Below are 25,792 nucleotides of genomic sequence, written 5' to 3' on the forward strand. Positions count from 1 at the left end.
ACTCCTCACTCCTCACTCCTCACTCCTTACTGATCCTATACTTCTCCATCCGGTAAATCAGGGTGTGCCTGGGAATGCGCAGAAAGGCCGCGGCCCGGGTCTGGTTCCAGCCATTGCGGGACAGGGCCTCGCGCACCGCCTCCTTCTCGAGATCCTCCAGGGAATAACCATCCTCGGGGAGGTTGAGCACCCGGTTTTCCGGGGCCGAGGCCCGGCGGGTGATTTTGGGGGGCAGGTCTTCCTTTTCGATCCGGTTGCCGTGGCGCAGAATGATCATCCGCTCCACCACGTTCTCCAACTCGCGGACGTTGCCTGGCCAGCCGTAGGCCTCCAGGCACCCCAGGGCCTCGTCGGAAATGCCGACCTCCAACCCGCCGCCGTGTTTTTTCAGAAAATGCTTGACCAGCAGCGGAATATCCCCCTGGCGGGCCCGCAGCGAGGGGAGGTCGACGGGGATGACCGCCAGCCGGTAGTAGAGATCCTCGCGGAAGGTCCCCTCCTCCATGGCGGCATCAATATCGAGGTTGGTGGCGGCCACCAGGCGCACATCGACCTTACGGGGGGCCCCGCCCACCGGTTCGATCTCCCGCTCCTGCAGGGCGCGCAGCAGCTTCGGCTGCAGCTCCAGCGGCAGCTCGCCGACTTCGTCGAGAAACAGGGTCCCCCCCTCGGCCAGCTCAAATTTCCCCTTGCGGTCCTTGATCGCCCCGGTGAACGCCCCCTTGACGTGACCGAACAGCTCGCTTTCGAGCAGTTCGCGGGGGATGGCGGCGCAGTTCACCGCGACAAAGGGCCCCGCTTTACGCTCGCTGCCGGTGTGGATGGCCCTGGCGATCAACTCCTTGCCGGTGCCGCTCTCGCCGGTGATCAGTACGGTGGCTTCGGTGCCTGCCACCCGCCTAACCACCGAGAATACCTTCTGCATCCCGTCGGACATCCCGACCAGGTGCGAAAAATCGGCCTTTTGATCCAACTCCTCACGGAGCCTGGTGTTCTCGTCCTTGAGCCCGCGGAAGGAAAAGGCCTTTTCCACCACCAGGCAGAGTTCGTCACGGCCGAAGGGCTTGGCCAGGTAGTCGTAGGCGCCCAGTTTCATCGCCTCGACGGCCTTCTCCACCGTGCCGAAGGCGGTGATCACCAGCACCAGGGTCTCGGGCCTGCTCTCCTTGATACGCTTGAGAACCTCGTAACCCGAGAGTCCCGGCATCTGGATGTCGGTAATCACCACCGCCGGGGTTTCCAGGTTGAAAATCCGCAGCCCCTCCTCTCCGTCGGCAGCGGTCACCACCCGGTAGCCGGCCTCGTGAAGGGTGAATTCGGTGACCCGCCGCAGCGAATCGTCGTCGTCGATGACCAGTACGGTCTTGCGTTCCAAATGCGGCTCCTAATTTCAATCTATGGGAATATGAATGAGAAACCGGGTCCCCTCGCCGAGGCGGCTCTGTGCCTGGATGCGCCCGCCGTGCCCCTGAATGATGCGGTGGGTGATGGCCAGACCCAGGCCGGTACCATCCCTGCGGGTGGTGAAAAAGGGGTTGAAGATCCGCTGCAGGTTTTCCGCGGGGATACCCTGGCCGGTATCCGTGAATTCGATGGTCGCCAACTTGGCCTCGCAATGGGTGCGAACGCTCAGAACCCCGCCTCCGGGCATCGCCTGCAGGGCATTGAGCACCAGGTTGAGAAAGGCCTGCTTGAGCTGTTCCTGGTTGCCGGCCAGACGGGGGATCTCCTCCGCCTCGAAGTGGACCTCCACGGCGGCTTTGAGCGCCTGCTGGGCGGTCAGGGTCAAAACCTCGCGCAGAGCCTCGTTGACGGACACCACGCCCCGCTCCGGCGAGGCCGGACGGGCGAATTCGAGAAACTCCTGCACCACCCGGTTGAGGCGATCGACCTCCTTGATCAGGATCTGGCTGAACTCGTAGCGCTTGTCCGCAGGATCGATGCCGTCGCGGAGAATTTCGGCGGTGCCGCGGATCGACCCCAGGGGGTTGCGGATCTCGTGTGCCATGCCGGCCGACAGCTCGCCCAGGGCCGAGAGCCGGTCGGCCCTGCGCAACTGCTCCTCGATCTCCAGGATCAGGTCGGCCTGCTCGCGCAGCTTGCCGTAGCTCTCCTCCAGATGCTGCGCGGTCCGCTGGTAGCGCAGCTTCTGGGTCAGTTCGCGCTGGCTCAGAAAACCGGTGAGAAAGCCGATGATGTTGTACAGCAGGATCTCCAGGTACTGCTCCACGTCCGTGGTCGGATGGTGGCCCCACTGGAACACCACGTGGGGGGCGTAGAGCACGGAAATCCCGATCGCTGCGGCGATCCCGCCGCGCAGGTTGAACCAGAGCCCGCCGAGGACGATGGGAATATAGTAGAGCCGCCGGTAGATATCGTGAAAGAAGACCTCCTGGGTCGCGGTCAGGTAATGCAGGGCCGTGATGCCGAGAATCATTCCCAGCAGGATGGTCAGCCGAATCCAGTCTTGTCTGCGCATACCCTGATTTTTAATCGAAGCGGGGCACGGGTTCAAGTGAATTCACAAGGTTCGCCTGGTCCAGGGAGATTGGCAGCCGAAAAAAACGCCCCCTCCCTGCGGTCAAGAAGGGGGCAACAGGAGACAAAAGCGTTACGCGCGCTTTTGCTTAGAAAAACTTTAGCAGCAATTCCTCCGTAGTGAAGCGAGCGGGAGAAATTATTGTTGGACAGGTGCGGAAACCCTGAGTTATTCTTGGAGGTTCCAAGTCGCGGAGTGCTTCATGCCCCTGTTCCTCGAAATCCTGACCATCGTCCTGCCCGTCTTCCTGGTCATCGCCCTGGGGTACCTGCTGAAACGCTTCGCCCTTATCGACGCCGCGTTCCTGTTCCAGACCAACCGCCTGGTCTACTATATCTGCCTGCCCCTGCTGCTGTTCTACAAGATCGGCACCGCCGATTTTTTCGCCAATTTCAACGGCACGCTGGTCATCGGCTCCAGCCTCGGCCTGGTCCTGGGGTTTCTCGGCTCCTACGCCTACGCGGCGCTGCGCCGCTACCCTCCCGAGGCCCGGGGGGTGTTCAGCCAGGGCGCGTTTCGCGGCAACCTCGCCTACATGGGGCTGGCCATCACCATGAACGCCTACGGCGAAGCCGGCTTCACCCGGGCCGGCATCCTGATGGGCTTTCTGGTGCCGGTGCTCAATGTGCTGGCCATCCTCGCCCTGATGATGCCCCACCGCCAGGCCGACGCGGGGCGGGGGACCGGGTTCTGGCTGCAGCAGATCGCCCTCAACCCCCTGATCCTGGCCTCCTTCGCCGGAATCATCTGGAGCTTTTTCTCCCTGCCGATGCCGGTCATCCTCGATCGCAGCCTGCGCATCGCCACCGGCATGACCCTGCCGCTGGCGCTGATCGCCATCGGCGGCTCCTTTTCCCTGGAAAAACTCAGGGGCGACCTGGTCCGGGCCGCCTTCGCCACCGGCATCAAACTCTTCTGGCTCCCCCTGCTCACCGCCCTGCTGCTGCTGCAGTTGGGGGTCTCGGGGATCGACCTGGGGATCGGCGTGCTGATGGCCGGCACCCCGGCGGCAACGGCCACCTACATCATGGCCCACCAGATGAAGGGCGACGCCGAGTTGGCCGGCTCCATCGTCATGATGTCCACTTTGGCCTCGGCGGTCACCTACACCCTGGCCCTGTTGCTGCTGCGCAGCCAGGGGATCTGAACATGCCGCGGATCTCGGTCCTGCTGCCGGTGCGCGACGAAGAGCGGCTGCTGCCCGCGGCCCTGGCCTCGCTGCAACGCCAGAGCCTCAAGGACTGGGAACTGGTGGCCGTCGACGACGGCTCCAGGGATTCGACTCCGCGCATCCTGCAGCGGGCCGCCAGGCTCGACCCCCGGATCCGGGTGCTGCGGCGCCCGGCCGAAGGCCTGGTCCCGGCGCTCAACGCCGGGCTCGCCGCCTGCGGCAGCGCCCTGGTGGCGCGCATGGACGGCGACGACATCAGCCACCCCCAGCGGCTGCAGAAGCAGGTCGAACTGCTCGAGGAGCGGCCGGAAATCGACCTGGTCGCCTGCGGGGTGCGCCACTTCCCGCGACCGCTCCTGCCTCCCGGCATGCGAGCCTACGAGGCCTGGCAGAACAGCCTGCGCGAGGAAGCCGAGATCCGCCGCGACCTGTTCGTGGAATCGCCCTTTGCCCACCCTGCCGTGGCCTTTCGGCGCGATCGGGTGCTGGCCCTGGGCGGCTACCGGCAGATGGGCTGGGCCGAGGACTACGATCTGTGGCTGCGCCTGGCCGCGGACGGCGCCCGCTTTGCGAAGAACCCCGAAACCCTGCTGTTCTGGCGTGATCGTCCGCAGAGGCTGACCCGGATTTCGCCCCATTGCAGCGCCGAGGCCTTTCGCGCCTGCAAGCTCCACCACCTGCGCCGGGGTTTTCTGCGCGGGGCCAGCGAGGTCACCCTGTGGGGCGCCGGCAGCGAGGGCAAGGCCTGGCGCCGCACCCTGGCCACGGCGGGGATCGCGGTGCGCCGCTGGATCGACATCGCCCCGGGGCGCATCGGGCAGAGGATCCACGGCGCCCCGGTGGTCCATCCCGGGCAGGTGGCGCCGGACCAGGGGAAAATCCTGATCACCGTCGGCACCCGCGGCGCGAGAAACGAGGTTCGCAAGCGGGCAACTGATGTTAAACTGTCAGAGTGCGTGGATTTTCTCTGCGTCACCTGACCAACCGTCCGGCCCAGGTGTTTCCCCCGACCTGAACGGGCAGCGCCCACCACCGACCGAGGAACCAGAGATACATGGGCAGAGAATTCCGTCCCTTCGACATTGGCCGCCGCTTTCGCGTGCTCCCCGAAAAAAGTCCCATCTCCTCCATCGACCGGCTCGACCTGATCATGGCGGCAGGGGCCTTCGGCTCGGGCGAACATGAAACTACCGCCAGCTGCCTGGAGCTGCTCGAGACCCTGCCCGCCGTATCCGGCGCCAACCTGCTCGATCTCGGCAGCGGCACCGGCATCCTCTCCATCGCCGCCCTCAAGCTGGGCGCCGGACAGGCGGTGTGCGTCGATATCGACCCCGCGGCCATCGCCACTTGCCGCAAAAACTGCGAGCTCAACCGGGTCTCCGACCGGGTCAGCCACATCCAGGGCACCCTGACCGACGTGCCGCAGAACGGTTTTGACATGATCCTGGCCAACATCTACGGCGACATCCTGCTCGAGGTCGCCGAGCAACTGGTCGCCAAGGCCAGGCCAGGCGCCTCCCTGGTCCTTTCGGGGATCCTCTGGGAATACAACTTCGATGTCCGCCAGCGCTACGAACGGCTCGGCTGCGAAGTGCTGAAAAACCGCATGCTGGAAGAATTCAGCTCGGTCCTGCTGCAGAAGCGCTGAAGCGTTCCCTCCCGCATTTTTCTACCTCTTTCCCATTTCTCTTTTCCTCCCCGGCATTTAAATTCCCCCATCCCGATTTTTGCGCCCAATTGCAGGCGTCGAGAAAATTCCCTTGGGCCTTCAGCCCGACCATGGTAAGATCTTTCACTGGTCAGACCAATTTCCTGCCGACCGGTACCGAAAAAAAAATTTCCAGGCGCAACTCGTCCATTGGTATACGGCAGGCCCATGGTAAGTTTGTTTCATGGTCGTCGAACTCATCGGCAAGCGCGATTATCAATTGGCCCGCCAACTGATCGAAGGCAGCGGCCTCACTTTCGAGCAGGACTTCGACAATCTCGTCGGGGTCTTCGAAGGGGGGCGACTGGTCGCGGTTGCGGCACGCTCCGGGCGCATCCTCAAGATGTTCGCCATCGACCCCGACCACCAGAGCGGCTCGCTGCTCGGGGAACTGGTCACCGAGCAGGTACGGCTCGGCACCCTGGCCGGACTCGACACCTTTTTCGTCTTCACCCCGCCGACCAGCGCCCCGTCCTTCCAGGCCCTGAACTTCACCCCGCTGGTGCGCCACCACGAGGCCTTTCTGCTCGAATACGGCAACGGCCTCGGCCGCTACCTGGAGGACTGCCGTCCCTTGCTGCGCCCGGGGGCCAACGGGGCGGTGGTGGTCAACTGCAACCCCTTCACCCTGGGGCACCGCTACCTGATTGAGGAAGCGGCCGGGCGGGTCGATACCCTGTATGTCTTCGTGGTCCGGGAGGACCGCTCGATCTTCCCCTTCGAAACCCGGTTTCGCCTGGTCAGGGAGGGGGTGCGCGACCTGGAAAACGTGGTGGTGCTCGACAGCTCCCACTATGCGGTGAGCGGGGTAACCTTCCCTTCCTACTTTCTGAAGGATCCCTCCAGGGCAGCATCGCTGCAGATGGAGATCGACCTCACCCTGTTCGGCCGGCATCTGGCGCCCTTCTTTCAGGTCGCGAAACGCTTCGTCGGCAGTGAACCCTTCTGCCGGACCACCCGCCTGTACAGCGAGGAGATGTTCCGGGTGCTGGCCGCCTTCGGCGTCGAGACGGTGCAGCTCGAGCGCCGCGAAGCGGCCGGCGAGGTGATCAGCGCCTACCGGGTGCGCGACGCCATCCGCCGCGAAGCCTACGAAACAGTGCGCCGCCTGGTGCCGCCGAGCACCTTGGCCTACCTGCTCTCGGACGAGGCCCGCGAGCTGCGTGAAAAATTGAAAACCCATCACAGGAGGCATTGATGGAAATCAGGAAAAAAGCCCAGGCCGGGACCATGCAGTCCAGCGACCTGATGGTGTTTCTGGAGCCGGCGCAGACCCTGCGCATCGACATCGAGTCGACGGTGAAAAAACAGTTCGAGCACCTGATCAGGCAGCAAATCGAAACGGTGCTGGAAAAACACGGCGTCAGCGCCGGCCTGGTCCGGGTCACCGACCGCGGCGCCCTCGACTACGCCATCGTCGCGCGCCTCGAAACCGCCCTGCAACGGGCCGCGGAGGGTTGAGCCATGGAAGGGTTCTGGTACAAGGAATGGTCCCAGGGGCGGCGCTTCGTCATCAAGATTTCCCCGGGGGAGCCGCTGCGCAAGCGGCTGCTCGAGTTCGCCGCCAGCGCCGGGGTGAAAAACGCGGTCATCGTCTCGGCCGTCGGCTCGGTTAAGAACGTGCGTTTCCGCGGCATCAAGGCCGGCGCCCGGCTGCCGATCACCGAGCCGCGCATGCACCAGCACGAAGCCGCCGGCCCGCTGGAGCTGCTCGGCCTCGAGGGGAACCTGATCACCGACGAAAAGGGCGAGATCGACAGCCACCTGCACGTGCTGCTCGGCAAGTCCTCGGGCGAGGTGGTCGGCGGCCACCTGTTCGACGCCGAGGTCTTCGCCACCTGCGAGATCCTGCTCACCGAGATGCTGGTCGAGGGGATCGAGCGCCACCCCTCCAAAAGCGGCGGGGTATCGACCATCTTCATCGACGAGGAGGCCTGACCATGGCCGGATTCCAACTGCGCCGTTCACTGCTTTACGTGCCGGGCAACATGCCCTCGATGCTGCAGAACATCCCCATCTTCCAGTGCGACGGGGTGATGATCGACCTGGAGGACGCGGTGCCGCTCAGCGAGAAGGACGCCGCCCGCAGCCTGGTGCGCTCGTTTCTCCAGACCTACACCGAGCGCAACAAGGAAGTGCTGGTGCGCATCAACGCCCTGGACACCAAGTGGGGCCATGACGACCTCAAGGCGGTGCTGCCGGCGCTGCCCGACGGCATCCGCCTGCCCAAGGCCGACCGCCCCGAGATCGTCGAGACCCTCGACACCCTGCTCACCGAGTTCGAGGAAGAGCTGGGCCTGGAGATCGGCCGCTTCCGCATCCTGCCCTCCATCGAAAGCGCCGAGGGGGTGATCAACTGCATCAAGACCGCGCGCAGCACCAAGCGCCTGATCGGCCTGGCCTTCGGCGCCGAGGACTACACCGCCAGCCTGGAGATCGAGCGCACCAAGCGCGGCGAGGAGCTGTTCGCCGCCCGCACCCGGGTGGTCTGGGCCTGCAAGGCCGCCGGCATCCAGGCCATCGACACCATCTTCTCCGACGCCGGCGACATGGAGGGGCTGCGCCGCGAGACCGAGCTGATCAAGACCCTGGGCTTTTCCGGCAAGTCGCTGGTCAACCCGCGGCAGATCGAGGTGATCCACGAGGTCTTCGCTCCCAAGCAGGCCGAGGTCGACTACGCCCTGCAGGTGGTCGAGGCGATCCAGCGGGCCCGCGAGATGGGCACCGGGGTCATCTCCCTGGGGGGCAAGATGGTCGACGCGCCGGTGGTCAAGCGCGCCGTGCGGGTGCTCAAGACCGCCCAGGCCCACGGGCTGATCGACATCGAACTTAACGAAGAGGTGATCTATGGTCAGGAATAGCCTGGGGCGGCTGCTCCCCGAAACCTTCAACGGCCGGCCGGTGCTCCCCTACGCCGACCCCTTCTCCCTGCGCCTCGAGCGCGACCACGCCAGCCGCCCCCTGCGCCGGGTCAACCCCGGGCAGAGCAAGCTGCTCGGCAGCCTGCGCGAGGCCGTCGAGGCCAGCGGCCTCAAAGACGGCATGACCATCGCCACCCACCACCACCTGCGCAACGGCGACGTGCTGCTCGGCCAGGTGGTGCGCGAGATCGACGCCCTGGGCATCCGCGACATCCGCATCGCCTCGAGCTCGGTGCACCCGGTGCACGCCGAGCTGATCCCCTACATCGAAAAAGGGGTGATCAGCGCCTTCGAGTGCGGGGTCAACGGCCCCATCGGCGAGCAGGCCTCCAAGGGCGAGCTCAAGTGCCCGATCATTGTGCGCACCCATGGCGGGCGGGCCCGCTCGATCATCAGCGGCGAGGTGCAGGTGGATGTCGCCTTCATCGCCGCGCCGACCTGCGACGAGTACGGCAACATGAACGGCGCCTTCGGCCCTTCGGCCTGCGGCAGCCTCGGCTACGCCCACACCGACGCCCTCTACGCCAAGTGCGTGGTCGCGGTCACCGACAACCTGGTCCCCTACCCGGCCGCGCCGATCTCCATCCCCCAGACGCTGATCGACTACGTGGTCCCCGTCGAGACCCTGGGCGACCCGAAGAAGATCGTCTCCACCACCACCCGCATCACCCGCGACCCGGTCGGCCTGCAGATCGCCCATTACGCCGCCCAGGTCATCGAGGCCTCGGGACACCTGAAAGACGGCTTCTCCTTCCAGACCGGCAGCGGCGGCATCTCGCTGGCGGTGGCCGACAACGTGCGGCGCATGATGCGCGAGCAGAAGGTCAAGGGGAGCTTCGGCTGCGGCGGCATCACCGGCTATTTCGTGGACATGCTCGAGGAGGGGCTGTTTCAGGCCCTGTTCGACGTGCAGTGTTTCGACCTCAAGGCGGTGGAATCCATCGGCCGCAACCCGGGGCACATGGAGATCAGCGCCGACATGTACGCCAACCCCTTCAACGCCGGCGCGGTGGTCAACCGCCTGGACTGCGTCATCCTCGGGGCCACCGAGGTCGACGTGAACTTCAACGTCAATGTCAACACCGAGTCCACCGGCTACCTGCTGCACAACACCGGCGGCCACTCGGACACCGCCGCCGGCGCCAAGCTGGCGATCATAGTCGCCCCCTCGATCCGCGGCCGGCTGCCCATAGTGCGCGACGAGCTGACCACCGTCACCACCCCCGGCGAGACCGTGGACGTGGTGGTCACCGAGCGGGGGATCGCGGTCAATGAGAAACACGTGGAGCTGAAAAGGGAACTGGAGCGGCGCAAGGTGCCGGTCAGGGACATCCGTCAGCTGCAGGAGGAGATCTACAACGTGACCGGCCGCCCCCGTCCCCTCGAATTCGAGGACGAAGTGGTGGCCCTGATCGAATACCGGGACGGTTCGATAATCGATGCTGTACGAAAAGTTAAGGAATAAATTGCTGGCCGCCCGCGACCGCCGCCACCTGCTGCTGCAGCTGGCCCTGCGCCCTGAACGCGCCGCGGTCCTCACCCTGTCGCTGAACATCCCCGGGGCCGAAAAGCAGCCTGCCGGCAGCAAGGGGCTGTTCCAATGGGCCGAGCGCCGCCTGGGCGAAGCTTTGCCCGGGCTCAAGCTGCTCTACCGCAAGACCGACGGGCTCGGCCCCTACGCCCTGTTCGCCACGGGACAGCAGGCCCCCGAGGCCAAGCGCCGCTGCATCCAGATCGAGAACGCGGAACCCTTCAGCCGCCTGCTCGACATCGATGTCTACGACCCCACGGGGCGGGCCATCGACCGGGCTGCGCTGGGCCAGACCGAGCGCAGCTGCCTGGTCTGCGGCAAGCCGGCGCGCGAATGCATCCGCCTCGGCCTTCACCAACCCGAGGAACTGACCCGGAGAGTCCATGAACTTATCGCACCTTTTGCAGGCTGAGGAGCTGGCCGAGGCGCTGGTCGAAGGACTGCGCAGGGAGCTCTACCTGACCCCCAAGCCGGGGCTGGTCGACCTGTGGGACAATGGCTCCCACAGGGATCTCGATCTGGAGATGATGGATGCCTCCATCGAGCTGATCGAGGAATACCAGCACCGACTGCTCGAGGCGCTCCGCAGGGACGCGCCCCTGAAAACCCTGGTCGCCATCGGCCAGGACGCCGAAGTGGGCATGTTCAAGCGTTTCGGCACCAATACCCACAAGGGGGCGATCTTCCTCTGCGGATTGCTGGTGGCTGCCCAGGCCCGCAGCGGAGCGCGGGAGCCGGCGCAGCTCAGCGCCGCCACCGCCGAGCTGGCCGAAGAGTTCTTCGCCCTTGGCCAGGTCCCGCCCAGCCACGGCAAAAAGGTTCGCCAGCGTTTCGGGCGCGGCGGCATCATCCTCGAGGCGCTGCGCGGCCTGCCCGCCCTGTTCCAGACCGCCCTCCCCGCCTGGCGCGACGGCATCGCCCTGTGCGGCGATCCGGCCGAAGCCGGCTTCTTCGTCCTCGCCAGGCTCATGCAGCAGGTGGAAGACACCACCGCCCTGCATCGCTGCGGCGAGCTCGGCCTGGCCCGCCTGCGCCAGGACGGCCGGTTCCTGGAAGCCGCCCTGAGCTCCGGGCGCAGCGTGCGCCAGCACCTGACCCTGCTCAACGAGGAGTATTGCCAGATGAACCTGACCATGGGCGGGGTCGCCGACCTGCTCGGGGTCGCCTTCGGCTACCTGGAGTACCGCGGCGAATTAAAAGCGGAGGAACGTGCGCAGAGACTGCCGGGGATGGCACTGCCCGGCGGCTATGTCTGCCTGTAGAGGGGAAAGCGCCCTAAAGCCTTTTGTTAAGAAAGGGGCTCGTGGCGGATTCAAGCAAGGGGACGCCGGTCTCGGAACTTTGGGTTTTCCTGCTGGGGAGCGTTCTGATAATCCTTAGCCGAAGCAGAAGCTTTGTGAAACAAAAGATAGGAGCGGCCCTGCCTGTTTTTCGGGTAGGGCCGCTTTTGGCTTATTAAATAGTGAATTATTGAAAATGCATCCCAAAACCTTGATAACTTGGAAGCCTGACCCTCTGTCCCTTTTAAAAAATTATCCCAGGGGCAAGTCTTGTAAAATAATAATCATTTCAACTTCCTGCGCTTCTGATAGAAGTCGCCCATGTCGTCATATATGGGCTCGAGATTGATTTGATAAAATCCCAGTCCGCCTTTTCTCAGGCCAATGTCGAATACATGGTCTGTTGGAAAGGATTCCCAGTAACCATAATCGTTCCTGATCTCAAGTTCTGGTGGGCCGACATTCACAGGCGACAGGATATTGTCGCCGGCGTAAATGTACCGGTAATACTGGAGACCTACCTTGTCCGTCAGTTGGTTGACTCTTAACAGCCCGGGATAAAGCGCCAATGAGGCGGAGATACCGATCAACATGGCAAGCGTAACGGCTTCTGGGGTCGGAACCCTGCCAAGCATCAGCAACAGAAAACTCGCCATGAGCAGGCAGAAACCTCCTGCGGCCATGTAGAGAAAGGCTGGCCGCCCAGCATAGCCCTCGGAAATAAACGCTCCGTCGGTAAATGCGTAAAGAGCAAGAAGTGCCATCGTGGCCATGGCCATGATGGCCGCCTTATCCTTACCCAAATCGAACAATGGTACATCATCGGGGGTGGTCTTTTTTCCGACCGTTTCTGCCAGATATGTATGCAATCGAAATTGATCCACTTTGGGCGAGATCAGGATCTTATGGGTAACGCCGGACTTGTCCAAGATTTCAAGTGCGCAGCGTCCTTTGGGGTCGCTCCCATCTGTGACAATGCTGAAGTGTTCTATGTCCTCCAACTTGATCTGCAAGCGGTCTTGGTCATCATCCTTGGTGTTGCCGGCGGAAAAGACATTAATGGTATTTCCGGTTATTGCAACGGAGCGCCATTTATATCTGGCCGTCAGAATGTAGATGGCAACAATGACAACAGCGGTGGCGACCCCTGCAGCGCCCTCAACCACCTTGTCCTGGTCAAAAATTCCGGCGGCAAAAGCAATCAGGAGCCCAAGGGTTGCAACAAGAGCCGTCTCCCTCAATGATAGGGCTTTCAGTTTGAAGCCGGGCTCTATCCAGCGGAATTCAGATTTATAGGTATAGGGATTGGCGTATCTACGGCTCATCTTCGGCACTCCAGACAAAAAAGCCACCCATCGCGAGCTAAGAGGGTCGCTAAGAGGGTCAAGTCTTTACTCTTGCATTTCCGATGATCCGGCTCACTGCCGAATAGTGCAGGCCAAGCCGGTCGGCGACCTCCTTTTGGCTGTACCCCCACTTTTCCACGGCTTCGACAATCTTTCCGTTTCGTTCATCGCGGCCCTGAACGGCCGAGAAAAACTCATCAAGTTCCGGCCGCCCGGCAACTCGTTGGAACCTGGGAATCTCGCCGATCTCTGATTTGTCTTCGAGAAATGGTTGGAGCATCTCGAAAAAGCTCTCACTGCCGAGTGCGACCTGCCCCCTCACCTTTTCGAAAGGACTGCCGGCCTTCATTCCGTCCCGGACGAAGGATTGGAACCGGCTGACAGCCGTTTGCCTCTCCTGCCCGAAATTTGCGAGCACCCAGTCGACGCTGAGGCATGGGTGAACCTCACCCATTCTGCAGGTTCCCCTATAGCTGCTCCAAAGCCAGTCCTCCGGCGCCTTCGTAGCGCCGGCCCGCACCGGGTTGAGAGCGACGTACCGAATAACCTCCAGCAGATGTCTTTCCTTCTCGATGAGAATGGCCCTGTAGCGCCCCTGGAAGAGGTGCCCGCTCTTGCCGTGCCGGCGGTTGAAGGCCTGGGTGTAGACGCCCCCCACCTGCCGCATCCCCTTGGAGAGATTGCCGTCAGGGGTTTCGATGACAAGGTGGAAGTGATTGTTCATGAGGCAGTAGGCATGGCAGAGCCAGTTGTAACGCCGGGCGGTATGGGCAAGGATGCCAAGGAACCGCTCCCGATCCCCATCATCGAGGAAGGTGTCCTGGCGATGGTTGCCACGGGAGGTGACGTGATAGAGGGCACCGGGAAATTCGATGCGCAGCGGGCGGGCCATTTCTCCTCCTATCCCCAGTAAATCCCGGTGGAGTCCTGATCGATCTCCTGAAGGAGACGGTCGAAGTTCTTCACCGGGTCGATATTCATGTCGGGATGCCAGCGGGAATTGCGATCGGCGCAGTAGAGTGCCCAGAGGTTCTCTTCGGTATCGTAGCGGAACTGCGCCACTGATATTTCAACCCACTTCTCCGGCATCCTGAATGCGGGGCGGCTTTCGAAAAGGGTGATGGTGTTGCCGCGGAATTTGAAGCTGAGGCGGATTTCGTTGTGGAGATGATTGGGGATTTTTTTCTGGCAGTAGGCGGAAAGCTTCTTTTCGACGAGTTGTTTGACGAGAGGGGGGAGAGGCATGGGTTGGGTCCTTCCAGGGATGGATTTTCGGAAAGGATAGAGGGGATGGGTTACAACCTCACGGCTGCTCCCAGCGGATCACCTGCTCAGCGAAATCGACCTGAAACTGCCGGTGCTTGAGAAAATCCATCCCCAGCAGGCCGTCGACGGTATCGGTCGGATCGGCATTGTCGATGATGTAGGCGGTAAACCCCTTCATCTCGTAGGGGCCGATGCGCAGCGCGGCGATTTGGACCTGGTCGGACTGGATGACCTGGCCAGAGGCCAGTTTACTGTGGGCCTTTCTCTGGGCGACAAGCCCCAGCCCGCGGATGGATTTGCGGTAAAGAACCGTGTGGGTCGCTCCGGTATCCAGCAGCATGTTCAATTGGACGCTGCGCGGACCGTAATTGAGCGAGACCGGGATCAGGATCTGGTGCCCCTCGATGATGACCGGGGTTTCCTGCGGCTCGAGCACGGCAAGCCGGGCCGTTTTCCGCTTGTTCTCCGAACCCTGCTCCTCTTTCGCGAGGCCGTTGCGCCGCTCGAGTTCCAGCGCCCTCTGCTGCGGCGAGAGATCGTCGAGGGCCTCTCGGTAGACCTTGAGCTTCTCCCGGTACTGCTGGGGGATGCGGGTTTCGTCGTCGACGAACACGATGCTGCCGTTCTGGTCAACGTACCTGTAATACTTCGCCTCCAGGGTCCCCGGCATCCCCGTCGCTACCAGTGCCAGAAGCCCGAGGGTCAGCAACTGCCAAACCCTGCCCATCCGCCTGCCCTCCGATTGTTCATTTAAATTTCTTGAATGAGCCCTATTTTAAGCAGATTCCTTTCCAAAAGCCAACCGCTTGTTTTTCAATAATCTTATCCCTGCATAGGGATATTGCCACCGGCTGCGGAAAAAGTTTCGCCACACGGAACTCCGGGTGGCCGGGGGCCAGTAAAAAATCTCTTACAGCGGGATTCTTACCGCGTCAAAACAACAAAGCCGGCCCCTGTCGAGGCCGGCTTTGTTGTCACTTATTTCGGTTTGGATCAGTCAAGAACCACCAAAAGGTCGCCCTGCTGCACCTGGTCGCCTTCTTTGAACAGCACTTCCTTGACCACCCCGTCCTTCTGGGCCTTGACGTTGGTCTCCATCTTCATCGCCTCGGTGGAGAGCAGGGTGTCGCCGGCCTTGACCGCGTCGCCGACGGCGACCAGCAGTTTGAAGAGCTTGCCTGGCATCGGCGCGCCGACCTGCCGGGAGTCGTCGGGATCGGCCTTGGCGTGGCTGGTTTCCTCGGTGGCGACCGAGAGGTCCTTGACCCGCACCTGACGCGGCTCGCCGTTGAGCTCGAAGTAGATGTTGCGGGTGCCGTCGTCGTGGACCCGGCCGATGGCATTGAGCTTGATGATCAGGGTCTTGCCCGGCTCGATGTCGATGCTCACCTCGTCACCGATGTCGAGGCCGTAGAAGAAGACCGGCGTCGGCAGGAACGAGGTGTCGCTGAACTCCTGGCGGTGGCGGTCGAACTCCTCGAAAACGCCCGGATAGAGGGTCGCCGAGAGCACGTCCCGCTCGGAGATGGGGTGACCGACCTTCTTCTCCACCTGGGCCTTCTTGGCGGCGAAGTCGACGGGTTCGAGCAGTTCACCCGGGCGGCAGGTCAGCGGCTGCTCGTCCTTGAGGATGATCTTCTGCAGCTTTTCGGGAAAGCCGCCGTAGGGCTGGCCGATCATCCCCTTGAAGAAGTCGACCACCCCCTGGGGGAAGGTCAGCTGCTGACCGCGCTCGTAGACGTCCTCGGGCTGCAGGTTGTTCTGGATCATGAACATGGCCATGTCGCCGACGATCTTCGACGAGGGGGTCACCTTGATCACATCGCCGAACATGTCGTTGACCTTGCGGTACATCTCCTTGCACTCCTCCCAGCGGTGGCCGAGGCCGAACCCCTCGACCTGGGGCTTGTAGTTGGAGTACTGGCCGCCGGGGATCTCGTGGTGGTAGACCTGGGCGGTGCCGCTGCGCAGCTCGGACTCGAAGGGGGCGTAGCAGGGGCGCACGGTCTCCCAGTAGTTGGCGAGCTGCTGCAGCCCGTCCTGGTCGAGCTTGGGATCCCAGATGGTGCCGTGAAGCGCCGCCAGCAGGGCGTTGAGATTGGGCTGGGCGGTCAGCCCCGAAACCGAAGAGAGGGCCACATCGACGATGTCGACCCCGGCTTGGGCGGCCATCAGCAGCATCGCCCCGCCGTTGCTCGAGGTATCGTGAGTGTGCAGGTGAATGGGGATGCCGATCTCCTGCTTGAGGGCGCGGATCAGCTTCTCGGCGGCGAAGGGTTTGAGCAGACCCGCCATGTCCTTGATGGCCAAAATGTGGGCGCCCATCTTCTCGAGTTCCTTGGCCAGGTCGACGTAGTACCGGAGGGGGTACTTGTCGCGCTTGGGATCGAGGATGTCGCCGGTGTAGCACATGGCCGCCTCGCAGACGGCGTTGTTCTTGCGCACCGCGTCCATGGCGACCTGCATCCCCTTGGTCCAGTTCAGCGAGTCGAACACGCGGAAGATGTCGATGCCGCTCTGGGCGGCCTTGGCGACGAATTCCTGCACCACGTTGTCGGGGTAGTTGGTGTAGCCGACGGCGTTGGAGCCGCGCAGCAACATCTGGAAGAGGATATTGGGCACCTTCTTGCGCAGCCGGTCGAGGCGCTCCCAGGGGTCCTCGCGCAAAAAGCGCATGGCGACGTCAAAGGTCGCTCCACCCCACATCTCCAGCGAGAATAGCCCGCCGCCCAGGTGGGCGGTCGCCTCGGCAATGCGATCCAGGTCAAAGGTGCGGAAGCGCGTGGCCATCAGCGACTGGTGGGCGTCGCGCATGGTGGTGTCGGTGACCAGCAGGCGTTTTTCCTTGAGCGCCCACTGGGCCAGCCCCTCGGGTCCCTTGGCGAGCAGGATGTCGCGGGTGCCGCGGGGGTGCTGGGTGCCATAGGGAATCTCGGGCACCGTCGCCTCGCGCAGGCTGCTGAAATGCAGCGGCTGCTTGATGCCGGGGTAGCCGTTGACGATGGTGTGGCCGATGAAGTTGAGGATCTTGTTGGCGCGGTCCTTCTTCACCGGGATCAGGAACAGCTCGGGGTGGCTGTCGATGAAGGAGGTGTCACACTTGCCCTCCCGAAAGGTCGGGTGGGTGATCACCCGCTCGAGAAAGCCGATGTTGGTCTTCACCCCGCGAATGCGGAACTCCTGCAAGGCACGGTGCATGGTCCGCGATGCGTCGGCGAAGGTCAGTCCCCAGGTGGAGATTTTGACCAGCAGCGAATCGTAGTGAGGGGTGATCACCGCCCCGGCAAAGCCGGCGGCCGCGTCGAGGCGCACGCCGAAGCCGGCCGCGGTGCGGTAAGCCTTGATGGTGCCGAAATCGGGGGCGAACTGGTTGGCCGGGTCCTCGGTGGTGATCCGCGACTGGATGGCGTAACCGCGCAGCTCGATGTCCTTCTGGCTCTTGATGTTGATCTCCGGGTCGGAGAGCTTGTACCCCTCGGCGATGCGGATCTGCGCCTGGACCAGATTGCGCATGGTCACCAGCTCCGTCACCGTGTGCTCGACCTGGATGCGCGGGTTGACCTCGATGAAGTAGAAATTCTCTTCCTTGTCCATCAGAAACTCGATGGTCCCGGCGTTGACGTAGTCCACCGATTTGGCGATCTTCAGCGCGTAATCGCAGAGTTGGGCGCGCTTCTTGTCGTCGAGGTAGATCGAGGGGGCGATTTCGATGACCTTCTGGTGACGGCGCTGCACCGAACAGTCACGCTCGTAGAAATGCACGATGTTGCCGTGCTTGTCGCCGAGGATCTGCACCTCGACGTGCTTGGGGCGCTCGATGTACTTTTCCAGGAACACGGCGGGGTTGCCGAAGGCGGCCTTGGCCTCGGAGGCGGCGCTCTTGAGCCCCTCGAGCAGTTCCTTCTGGCTGCGGGCCACGCGCATGCCGCGGCCGCCGCCACCGGCCGAAGCCTTGACGATGATCGGATAGCCCGCCGACTTGGCGAAGATCAGCGCCTCCTCTTCGGTAGAGATGGGCTGCTCGGTCCCGGGAACCACCGGCACGCCGGCCTCGACGGCCATCTTGCGCCCGGAGACCTTGTCCCCCAGCGCCCGCTGGATTTCCGGGGTGGGGCCGATGAAGGTGATCCCGGCCCGCTCGCAGGCCTCGGCGAATTCGGGGTTTTCCGAAAGGAAGCCATAACCGGGGTGGATCGCGTCGACATCCTTCTTGCGGGCCAGGTCGATGATCTCGTCAATCCCCAGGTAGGCGTCGATGGGCCCCTTGCCCTTACCGACCAGGTAGGCTTCGTCGGCTTTGTAGCGGTGCAGGGAGAGCTTGTCCTGCTCCGAGTAGATGGCCACGGTGCTGATCCCCAGTTCGGTGCAGGCCCGGAAGATGCGGATCGCGATTTCGCCGCGGTTAGCCGCCAGGATCTTCTTGAACTTTTTTACCGCCATGTGCTTCCTCCTCCGCGCGACGCCTGCCGGCGCCGGCAACTATTTAACCCAAAATAAAACAACTACAGCAAGCCTAAATATTTTAGCAAAACTAAAATTTTTATGTATTTTTAAATATTTAGATCAATATGCACGATGACGCACATCTAACCAGAAAGGAGAAACACTGTCAATATAGAATATTGTTTTAAAACTTAACCCATTGAATTAACAAAGCAACTTCGACCTCTTTTCGCGGAATCATCCAATTGTGTATGACGGCCGCCAACCCATGGGAAAAGGCGCCGCCCACCTGGGGTTCGGCGCCTTTTTAGGGCAAATTGGTCCGCAGCTCTATTTTTCTTCCAGGCCGGCCTTCCCCAGAAATGGCCGGATCAGGTCGATGGGCACCGGGAAGATGATGGTGGAGTTCTTCTCCGTAGCCACCTCGGTCAAGGTCTGCAGAAAGCGCAGCTGCAGCGCGCCGGCCTCGGAAGAGATGATCCGCGCCGCATCGGCGAGTTTCTGCGAAGCCTGGAATTCGCCCTCGGCATGGATGACCTTGGAGCGCCGCTCGCGCTCGGCTTCGGCCTGCCGGGCCATGGCCCGCTGCATCTCCACCGGAAGGTCGATGTGCTTGACCTCCACGTTGGCAACCTTGATCCCCCAGGCGTCGGTCTGCCGGTCGAGAATCTGCTGCAGGTTCTGGTTGATCTTGTCGCGATGGGCTAGCAACTCATCCAACTCCGATTGCCCCAGCACGCTGCGCAGGGTGGTCTGGGCCAGCTGGCTGGTGGCATAGAGAAAGTTTTCCACCTCGATCAGCGCCTTCTCCGGCCCCACCACGCGGAAATAGAGGACAGCGTTGACCTTTACCGAAACGTTGTCCTTGGTGATGATGTCCTGGGGAGGCACGTCCATGGCGACGATGCGCAGACTCACCTTGACCAGCTTGTCGACCACCGGGATGATGAAGCGCAGCCCGGGCCCCTTGACCCCCGCGAAGCGCCCGAGGCGAAACACCACCCCCCGCTCGTATTCGAACAGCACCCGCACCGCGCTGCCGACAATCGCCACCAGCATGGCCACCAACACCGCCCAGCCAATCAGTCCGACAGGGATCATTCGCGACCTCCTTTTCAGTTTAGGTTTTCGCCTGGGGATTCACTGCCGGGCCCGGGACTGGTCCGCCGTTCGGCCGCCCGGACTTCAAGGCGCATATTGCGCGCCATCTGCACCACCTCGATCACGGCCCCCCGGGGAATCGCCTCCGAGGAAAAAGCGTCCCAATACTCGCCGTGCACGAACACCCGCCCGGTTTCATGGATGTCGGTGAGCGCCTCGCCGCGCTCCCCGGCCATCCCCTCGGCCCCGGATACGAAGCGGGTTTTCTGGGTCTTGACCACGAAATACAGGGCGATGATGAAAAACCCGCTGGTCACCGCCACGGTCACCAGGATCACTTCCCAGGAGATCTGCATATAAGGCTCCGGCGTATCCACCAGGATCAACGAACCAAAGGCCAGCGAGACGATGCCGCCGACGGTCAGCATGCCGTAGGAGATGACCTTGATCTCCAGGACGAACAGCACCACCGCCAGCAGAATCAGCAGCACGCCCACGTAATTGACCGGAATGGTCTGGAAGCCGAAAAAGGCCAGCAGCAGGGCCAGAGCGCCGATGGCCCCCGGCAGGATCACCCCGGGCTGGGAGATTTCGAAGAAGATCCCCAGGATCCCCAGCATCAGCAACATGTAGGCGACGTTGGGGTTGCTGACGGTGTTGAGGATTTTCTGGCGCCAGCCCATTTCCGCGACCACCAGCTCCGCCCCGGCGGTATGCAGGGTCAGCCCCTGCCCCTCGCGCAGATAGCGGCGCCCGTCAAGCCCCTCAAGCAGCTGCTTATCGTTTTCGGCGATCAGGTCGATCACCTTGAGTTCCAGGGCCTCGGAGGCCGGCGTGGAGATACTCTCCCTGACGATCCGCTCGGCCCAGTCCACGTTGCGGCCGCGCTGCTCGGCGATGCTGCGGGCATAGGCCACGGCATCGTTGAGCACCTTGTCCATCATCGTGCTCTGCTCGTTCTGGCCGCCGGCGCCGCCGCTGCCGATGGCCACCGGATGCGCGGCCCCGAGATTGGTCCCCGGAGCCATCACCGCAAAATCGGCCGCCAGGGTGATCAGCGCCCCCGCCGAGGCGGCCCTGGCGCCGGAGGGCGCGACGTAGACGATCACCGGAATGCGCGAGCCGAGGATCCCCTGGATGATGGTCCGCATGGCCGTATCCAGTCCGCCGGGGGTATCCAGTCGAATGAGAAAGGCTTTGGCCTGCTGGCTGTTGGCCTGCTGCAGCTGATCGACGAGAAACCCGGCGATCACCGGGTTGATCACGTCGGCGACCTCCACCACCCTGATGACCGGCGAGGTCGCCTGCAGCGGCTGGGCGTCGACAGGCCCGCCCCCGCCTGGCAGAAGAATGACCCCCAGCAGCACCAGCCATATTTTCCAGAGCTTTTCCATGGTTAAAGATTACCCCATGGCTGTCTGGTGTCAAATGGTTGAAAATGGTAGCTTTTTTCTGAAACTGGGTGGCGCAATCCCCTTGCCCTGCAGCGCCGAACGTGCTAAGTTAGTTTGCGTCAATGGAATGACGCCCCCTTTCATCGCAACGGTGACTATGAAAAATCTCTCCCAGATTCTGATCATCGACGACGAGCCGCACAACCGCGAGGCGCTCAGTCTGCTGCTGGGCAGCGCCGGATACCAGGTGGAAACCGCGGCATCGGGCGAAGACGCCTTGAAGATTCTGGCCAAAAACCCCTTCGAAGTGGTCATCACCGACCTGTTTCTGCCGGGGGTCAACGGCATCGATATCCTCAAGAAGGTCAAGGACGATTTCCCGGCGACCAACGTGATCCTGGTCACCGGCAAGGCCTCGGCGGAGACGGCCGTCGAAGCCATGAAGGAAGGGGCCTTCGACTACATCACCAAGCCCTTCAACTTTGAGAAGCTCAAGATCCAGGTGACCAAGGCCCTGGAAAAAAGCCGCCTGGTGGCGGAGAACCGCTACCTGCGCCAACAGCTTCGCGGAAAATACAAATTCGACAACATCATCGGCAACAGCCCTGCCATCCAGCAGGTGTTCATGCGGATGGAAAAGATCGTCAACACCGACTCCACCATCCTGATCCTCGGGGAATCGGGTACCGGCAAGGAGCTGGTCGCCAAGGCCATCCACTTCAACGGGGCGCGCAAGGACAACCCCTTCGTCGCCATCAACTGCGGGGCCATTCCCGCCGAACTGCTGGAGAGCGAGCTGTTCGGCCACATCCGCGGAGCCTTCACCGGCGCGGTGGCCGACAAGCCGGGGAAATTCGAGCAGGCCAACAACGGCACCATCTTTCTGGACGAGATCGGCACCATGCCCATGCACCTGCAGATGAAGCTGCTGCGGGTGCTGCAGGAGCAGGAGGTGGAGCGGGTCGGCTCGGGGAAAAAGACCAAGCTCAACGTGCGGGTCATCTCGGCCACCAACGCCAACCTCGAAGAGGAGGTCAAGAAAGGGCGTTTCCGCGAGGATCTCTATTATCGGCTCAACCTCATCCCCATCCAGCTCCCCTCCCTGCGCGAGCGGCGGGAGGACATCCAGTTGCTGGCCCGGCACTTTCTGCAGAAATCCTGCAAGGAGATGAACCGCCCTCTGATGACCGTCTCCCCCGGGGCGATGCACGCCCTGGAGCGCTACGACTGGCCAGGCAACGTGCGCGAAATGGAGAACGTGATCGAGCGCACCGTCGCCCTTACCGACGGCGAGACCATCGAGAGCCGGGATCTGCCCTCCAACATCGGCGGCGGCGAGGAGGCGGGCGAGGAGAGCGCCATCCTCTGCCCGCGGGTGACGGAACAGGGGGTCAACCTGGTGCAGGTCGTGGAGGAGATCGAGCGCTGCATGATCAAGCAGGCCCTCGAACTGGGCAAAGGGGTCAAGGCCAGAGCCGCCAACCTGCTCGGCATCAACCGGACCACCCTGGTGGAAAAGATCAAGCGGCTGGGAATCGACACCTGATTCGTCGGACCCGTCTCCCGAAAACAGCAAGGGCCCGGGCGGGAAGCCGCCGGGCCCTTGCTGCGTTCCAAGGAGAGAGAGAGCTTATGCAGGGCCCGGATCCACCGGGAGCGCGCCGCCCAAGGCCCTGAATAACAGGGGCATCCCGACGAACCCAACCATGCATAACATTGTTTTACCTCACGATCAGGCAACTGTCAATTAATTAATTTTTTCCACATCTGGTTCGGTTTGGTCTCCGCCGCTTCGCGGCCCCCTCGCTCCCCGGCATGCGCCAGCCTCCTCCCCGGGCGGGTTCCGGTTCAACCCGCGCGCGAACCCGCTGCCAGCAACAAAAAAAGCCGCCCCTTATGGAGCGGCCAGGAAAATTTTTTGGCAAATATTTTCTCAGCCTGGCCGGTAATTGGCGCAGCGCCCACTCTGATCCAACCGGATCAAGGTTTCGCCCGGCATAACCCGCCGTCCGCATCGGCCGCCCGAATTATGCTCACACTTTGCCCCGCAGGATACCTTCATCATTTTCTTCACCTCCCCCGGAAAGTTAGACCTCGCTAAGCAAGCCAATTAAACCACACTTCCGGAAAAAGGAAAGCGCCTGCGGCACATTTTGCATCCAGGCGAACCGCTGGAAGGGCCGACCTCGCGCCGGGGTTGTTCAACACAGGTAGCCGGACACCGTGCGCTTGATTTCGGCGATACTGAAAGGTTTGGAAACATATTCGTCGGCCCCGCAGGCCAGGGCGTCGGCCCGGTCGACCGCCTGGCCCCTGGCAGTTACCACGATCACGGGGCAGTGCCGCGTGCCGAGGTTTCCCTTGAGCCGTCGCACGGTCTCGTAGCCGTCCATCCCACCAGGCATCATGACATCGAGCAGAATTAGATCCGGCGAGATATCCTCGGCCCTGCGCAAGGCGTCTTCTCCGCTGTCGAGAAGATGCAGCCGCCGTCCGTCCCCCTTGAGCGCGATCTCGAGCAGTTGCCGGATATCCGGCTGATCATCCACAATGAAGATGTTCTTCACCAGAACCTCCCTTGCCGACTAACCCCAGCCCCTCCTGCCCAATCCCATCTCGGGATTGGTCCTTAATGATAGCATCCTTACCGGAAAATGGAAGCGCCCCGGCGAGATTCTCACCCTCCTGCCCGGGGATTGAAGTCGGAAAGATCCCGCAACTGGTGGTTTGAGGTGAAGTATCCCCGGTAACCCTGCACCAGGATGAGCAGAGAGGTGGCCGCGACGCTGCCGGTGATCACGCACATGATGGCGATCTGGTACTTGACGGCAATGATCGGCTCGGTCCCGGAGAGAATCTGCCCCGTCATCATCCCCGGTAAAAAGACGATCCCCATGGCGGCCATGGAATTCACCGAGGGGATCAGGGCGGCACGGAAGGCGCTGCGCACGGCACTGCGGGCCGCCTGGGTGGAAGTCGCCCCCAGGCACAGGGAGGTTTCGATCTCCTCGCGGCGCTCCTTCATCTCCGCCGCCAGGCGCTCGGCGGCCAGGGTCGCGCCAGTCATGGAGTTGCCGATGATCATCCCGGCAAGCGGTATCAGGTAGCGCGGATCGTACCAGGGCGACAAGCCGATCACCAGGTTGCAGAAGAAGAAGGTCGCACCGCCGCAGCCGACGAAGATCGCCAGGGCCACCACACGGTAGAAACGGGGCATCTTCTGTTTGACCCGCCCGGCCACCGCCTGCACGGCAAAGACCCCCATCATCAGCAGGATCAACAGCACCGGCGCCGCGCTTTGCAGGGCGAATATCAGGTGCAGCACATAGCCGACGGCAAACAGCTGAACCACCATCCGCAGCGAGGCCCAGAGCATTTCCCGCTCCTGGCCGATTCCCCGCCACCGCGCCAAACCCACGGTCAGCAGAACCAGGCCGTAGACCAGCGCCAGGTCGGCCGTGGTCAGATCGATGATTCCCCGGTTCATGGGCAGGCCTCCTCAAGCTCTTCGGGGGCGGAGAGAAAACGGCGCAGGGCTCCGGTCCGCGGGGCGGCCAGAAGCTCTCGGCAGGCTCCCTGTTCGAGGATCTCCCCCGCCTCGAGGTAGACCAGCCGATCGGCAATCCTTTCCGCCAGACGCAGGTCGTGGGTCACCATCAGCACCGCCCCCCGGCGCCGGCGGGCAAATTCGGCCAGTCCGGCGCCGAGCCGGTCGGCGGTTGGCCGGTCCAGCGCGCTGGTCGGTTCGTCGAGCAGGACGATCTCGGGAGCGGTGACCAGGCAACGGGCCAGGTTCAGGCGCTGCTGCTGGCCCAGGGAAAGGGAGCGGGCCTCCTGTTCGAGCAGATCGGCCGGAAATCGGCAAAGCTCCAGGGTCTCGGCGACCAGGGGGGAATCAAGGGGGGGGACGGGCTCGTGGCGCAGGGAAAAAGCCTTGAGCAGGTTTTCCCCGGCGCTCCCGGGGAACATGTAGGGCTTCTGCAGCACCATGCCGATCCGGCGGCGCACCTGCAGGGGGTCCATCTGGCGGAGGTCCTCGCCATCGAGCAGAATGCTGCCGGCGCTTGGTTCCTCCAGCCGGTTGAGAAGGCGCACCAGGGTGCTTTTGCCGCCCCCCGAGGGGCCGACCAGGGCGAGGATTTCTCCGGCGAACACCTCGCAGGAAACCCCCTTGAGGATCTCCACGGGGTTGCCGTCGCGACCGCGCGCCAGCTTGCGGACCTCATCAATACGGAGTCTGGCCGGCTCCAAGCTCAGCGCCCCTCCCCGGACAGCTGGCGCAGCTTGGCGAGAACCTGTTTCATGTCCTCCCAGACCTCGCGTTTGGAGGCGGGATTGCGCAGCAGAAAGGCCGGATGAAAGGTCGGCAGCAGCGCGACCCCCTCGTACTCTCGCCAGTGCCCCCGCAGTCGGCTGATCGGCGCCTGGTCGCGCAGCAGCGTCTGAGCGGCGAACTTGCCGAGGGTCACGATGACCTGGGGACCGATCGCGGCGAGCTGGCGCTTGAGAAAGGGTTCGCAGGCCTCGATCTCTTCGGGGCGGGGATCGCGGTTTTGCGGGGGGCGGCACTTCTCGACGTTGCAGATATAGACCTCTGAACGCTCAAGGCCCATGGCGAAAAGGATCCGATCGAGCAGTCGCCCCGCTTCGCCGACGAAGGGCTCGCCCTTTTCATCCTCTTCGCGGCCGGGTGCCTCGCCGACGAAAACCAGGCGGGCATTGGGGTTGCCCACCCCGAAGACGATGTTGCTGCGCCCCTGGCACAGCGGACAGCGCTGGCAACCTTCGAGCTCGGCACGGATCTCCTCCAGGGTCTCGGCCCTGCACAGGGCGTCGCCGCCCCGGTCGACCCCACAGATACCGGGAGGACAGGCCGGCAATTCCGCGGGCAACTCCTGGAGGGGGATTTCCCCAATTCCGACCTGCTGGAGATCCTGGAAAAAACCGCGGATCTGGCCGAGGGTTTCCAACAATTCACTGTTAATGGGATCAGTCATATTTTTTTGAATATTTACAGCTGCTCTGGGAACGACTAGAATTTAACCTGACACCGTGAGTTCCGACCGGGCCAGCGCGCAAGCGGTTGGCCTTC

At 62.8% G+C, this 25,792-nt stretch carries 24 protein-coding genes; 11 read left to right on the forward strand and 13 right to left on the reverse strand.

What is annotated here, in order from left to right; genetic code table 11:
• Positions 1-19: 19 nt before the first annotated feature.
• Together DESUT3_RS13135 and DESUT3_RS13140 are read right to left on the reverse strand one after the other, a co-directional pair.
• Positions 20-1,375 (reverse strand): sigma-54-dependent transcriptional regulator, encoded by a 1,356-nt coding sequence (locus DESUT3_RS13135; RefSeq protein ID WP_221248940.1) that lies wholly within the window; start codon positions 1,373-1,375, stop codon positions 20-22.
• Between the two features lie 15 nt (positions 1,376-1,390).
• On the reverse strand, positions 1,391-2,479 hold the full coding sequence (locus DESUT3_RS13140; RefSeq protein WP_221248941.1) for a two-component system sensor histidine kinase NtrB: 1,089 nt from the start codon (positions 2,477-2,479) through the stop codon (positions 1,391-1,393).
• Between the two features lie 262 nt (positions 2,480-2,741).
• On the opposite strand from DESUT3_RS13140, the gene DESUT3_RS13145 reads away from it, so the two are divergent.
• The 10 genes from DESUT3_RS13145 (at position 2,742) to DESUT3_RS13190 (ending at position 11,132) form a co-directional block, all read left to right on the forward strand.
• Positions 2,742-3,686: an AEC family transporter gene (locus tag DESUT3_RS13145; RefSeq protein ID WP_221248942.1), complete on the forward strand. Its 945-nt coding sequence runs from the start codon at positions 2,742-2,744 to the stop codon at positions 3,684-3,686.
• A 2-nt stretch (positions 3,687-3,688) separates the two neighbouring features.
• Positions 3,689-4,690, forward strand: a complete 1,002-nt coding sequence (locus DESUT3_RS13150) for a glycosyltransferase family 2 protein (protein WP_221248943.1) — start codon at positions 3,689-3,691, stop codon at positions 4,688-4,690.
• Positions 4,691-4,764: 74 nt separating this feature from the next.
• A complete protein-coding gene (locus DESUT3_RS13155) occupies positions 4,765-5,358 on the forward strand; it encodes a 50S ribosomal protein L11 methyltransferase (protein WP_221248944.1) in 594 nt (197 codons plus the stop codon).
• 244 nt (positions 5,359-5,602) lie between these two features.
• On the forward strand, positions 5,603-6,616 hold the full coding sequence (locus DESUT3_RS13160; RefSeq protein WP_221248945.1) for a [citrate (pro-3S)-lyase] ligase: 1,014 nt from the start codon (positions 5,603-5,605) through the stop codon (positions 6,614-6,616).
• Positions 6,616-6,879, forward strand: a complete 264-nt coding sequence (gene citD / locus DESUT3_RS13165; RefSeq protein ID WP_221248946.1) for a citrate lyase acyl carrier protein — start codon at positions 6,616-6,618, stop codon at positions 6,877-6,879. The genes DESUT3_RS13160 and citD overlap by 1 nt, the downstream gene beginning before the upstream one ends.
• A 3-nt stretch (positions 6,880-6,882) precedes the next feature.
• A complete protein-coding gene (locus DESUT3_RS13170; protein ID WP_221248947.1) occupies positions 6,883-7,356 on the forward strand; it encodes a PPC domain-containing DNA-binding protein in 474 nt (157 codons plus the stop codon).
• 2 nt (positions 7,357-7,358) lie between these two features.
• Positions 7,359-8,279 (forward strand): HpcH/HpaI aldolase/citrate lyase family protein, encoded by a 921-nt coding sequence (locus tag DESUT3_RS13175; RefSeq protein ID WP_221248948.1) that lies wholly within the window; start codon positions 7,359-7,361, stop codon positions 8,277-8,279.
• A complete protein-coding gene (citF, locus tag DESUT3_RS13180) occupies positions 8,266-9,804 on the forward strand; it encodes a citrate lyase subunit alpha (RefSeq protein WP_221248949.1) in 1,539 nt (512 codons plus the stop codon). The genes DESUT3_RS13175 and citF overlap by 14 nt, the downstream gene beginning before the upstream one ends.
• 1 nt (position 9,805) lies before the next feature.
• Positions 9,806-10,282 (forward strand): citrate lyase holo-[acyl-carrier protein] synthase, encoded by a 477-nt coding sequence (locus DESUT3_RS13185; protein WP_221248950.1) that lies wholly within the window; start codon positions 9,806-9,808, stop codon positions 10,280-10,282.
• Complete coding sequence (locus tag DESUT3_RS13190) at positions 10,254-11,132, forward strand: triphosphoribosyl-dephospho-CoA synthase (protein ID WP_221248951.1); 879 nt, start codon at positions 10,254-10,256, stop codon at positions 11,130-11,132. The genes DESUT3_RS13185 and DESUT3_RS13190 overlap by 29 nt, the downstream gene beginning before the upstream one ends.
• A gap of 302 nt (positions 11,133-11,434) precedes the next feature.
• On the opposite strand, the gene DESUT3_RS13195 is transcribed toward DESUT3_RS13190, so the two are convergent.
• The 7 genes from DESUT3_RS13195 to DESUT3_RS13225 all read right to left on the reverse strand — a co-directional run bounded on the left by DESUT3_RS13195 (position 11,435) and on the right by DESUT3_RS13225 (position 20,700).
• Entirely contained in the window at positions 11,435-12,475 is a 1,041-nt protein-coding gene (locus tag DESUT3_RS13195; protein ID WP_221248952.1) for a hypothetical protein, read from the reverse strand.
• Positions 12,476-12,533: 58 nt separating this feature from the next.
• Positions 12,534-13,388, reverse strand: coding sequence for an REP-associated tyrosine transposase (locus DESUT3_RS13200; RefSeq protein WP_221248953.1), 855 nt, complete (start codon positions 13,386-13,388; stop codon positions 12,534-12,536).
• An 8-nt stretch (positions 13,389-13,396) separates the two neighbouring features.
• Complete coding sequence (locus DESUT3_RS13205; RefSeq protein ID WP_221248954.1) at positions 13,397-13,741, reverse strand: DUF3024 domain-containing protein; 345 nt, start codon at positions 13,739-13,741, stop codon at positions 13,397-13,399.
• Between the two features lie 58 nt (positions 13,742-13,799).
• The gene (locus tag DESUT3_RS13210) at positions 13,800-14,489 is read right to left on the reverse strand and encodes a retropepsin-like aspartic protease (protein WP_221248955.1); all 690 of its coding nucleotides are present in this window, start codon (positions 14,487-14,489) and stop codon (positions 13,800-13,802) included.
• 266 nt (positions 14,490-14,755) lie between these two features.
• Positions 14,756-18,202, reverse strand: a complete 3,447-nt coding sequence (locus DESUT3_RS13215) for a pyruvate carboxylase (RefSeq protein WP_221248956.1) — start codon at positions 18,200-18,202, stop codon at positions 14,756-14,758.
• Between the two features lie 333 nt (positions 18,203-18,535).
• Positions 18,536-19,264: a slipin family protein gene (locus DESUT3_RS13220; protein WP_404827048.1), complete on the reverse strand. Its 729-nt coding sequence runs from the start codon at positions 19,262-19,264 to the stop codon at positions 18,536-18,538.
• A gap of 56 nt (positions 19,265-19,320) precedes the next feature.
• Complete coding sequence (locus tag DESUT3_RS13225; RefSeq protein WP_221248958.1) at positions 19,321-20,700, reverse strand: NfeD family protein; 1,380 nt, start codon at positions 20,698-20,700, stop codon at positions 19,321-19,323.
• Positions 20,701-20,857: 157 nt separating this feature from the next.
• Here DESUT3_RS13225 and DESUT3_RS13230 point away from each other — a divergent pair, with 157 nt between their 5' ends.
• Positions 20,858-22,246 carry a sigma-54-dependent transcriptional regulator gene (locus DESUT3_RS13230; protein ID WP_221248959.1) on the forward strand — a complete coding sequence of 463 codons (1,389 nt, stop codon included), beginning with the start codon at positions 20,858-20,860 and terminating at the stop codon, positions 22,244-22,246.
• A gap of 655 nt (positions 22,247-22,901) precedes the next feature.
• Here the strand turns inward: DESUT3_RS13230 and DESUT3_RS13235 are convergent.
• The 4 genes from DESUT3_RS13235 to DESUT3_RS13250 all read right to left on the reverse strand — a co-directional run bounded on the left by DESUT3_RS13235 (position 22,902) and on the right by DESUT3_RS13250 (position 25,697).
• On the reverse strand, positions 22,902-23,267 hold the full coding sequence (locus tag DESUT3_RS13235; protein WP_221248960.1) for a response regulator: 366 nt from the start codon (positions 23,265-23,267) through the stop codon (positions 22,902-22,904).
• A gap of 110 nt (positions 23,268-23,377) precedes the next feature.
• Complete coding sequence (locus DESUT3_RS13240; RefSeq protein ID WP_221248961.1) at positions 23,378-24,187, reverse strand: ABC transporter permease; 810 nt, start codon at positions 24,185-24,187, stop codon at positions 23,378-23,380.
• Positions 24,184-24,951, reverse strand: a complete 768-nt coding sequence (locus DESUT3_RS13245; RefSeq protein WP_225911506.1) for an ABC transporter ATP-binding protein — start codon at positions 24,949-24,951, stop codon at positions 24,184-24,186. Before DESUT3_RS13245 ends, DESUT3_RS13240 begins: the two co-directional genes overlap by 4 nt.
• Positions 24,952-24,953: 2 nt before the next feature.
• On the reverse strand, positions 24,954-25,697 hold the full coding sequence (locus tag DESUT3_RS13250) for a uracil-DNA glycosylase (protein ID WP_221248962.1): 744 nt from the start codon (positions 25,695-25,697) through the stop codon (positions 24,954-24,956).
• Between the last annotated feature and the right edge of the window lie 95 nt (positions 25,698-25,792).

It is taken from the genome of Desulfuromonas versatilis (genome assembly GCF_019704135.1).
GTDB lineage: Bacteria > Desulfobacterota > Desulfuromonadia > Desulfuromonadales > NIT-T3 > Desulfuromonas_A > Desulfuromonas_A versatilis.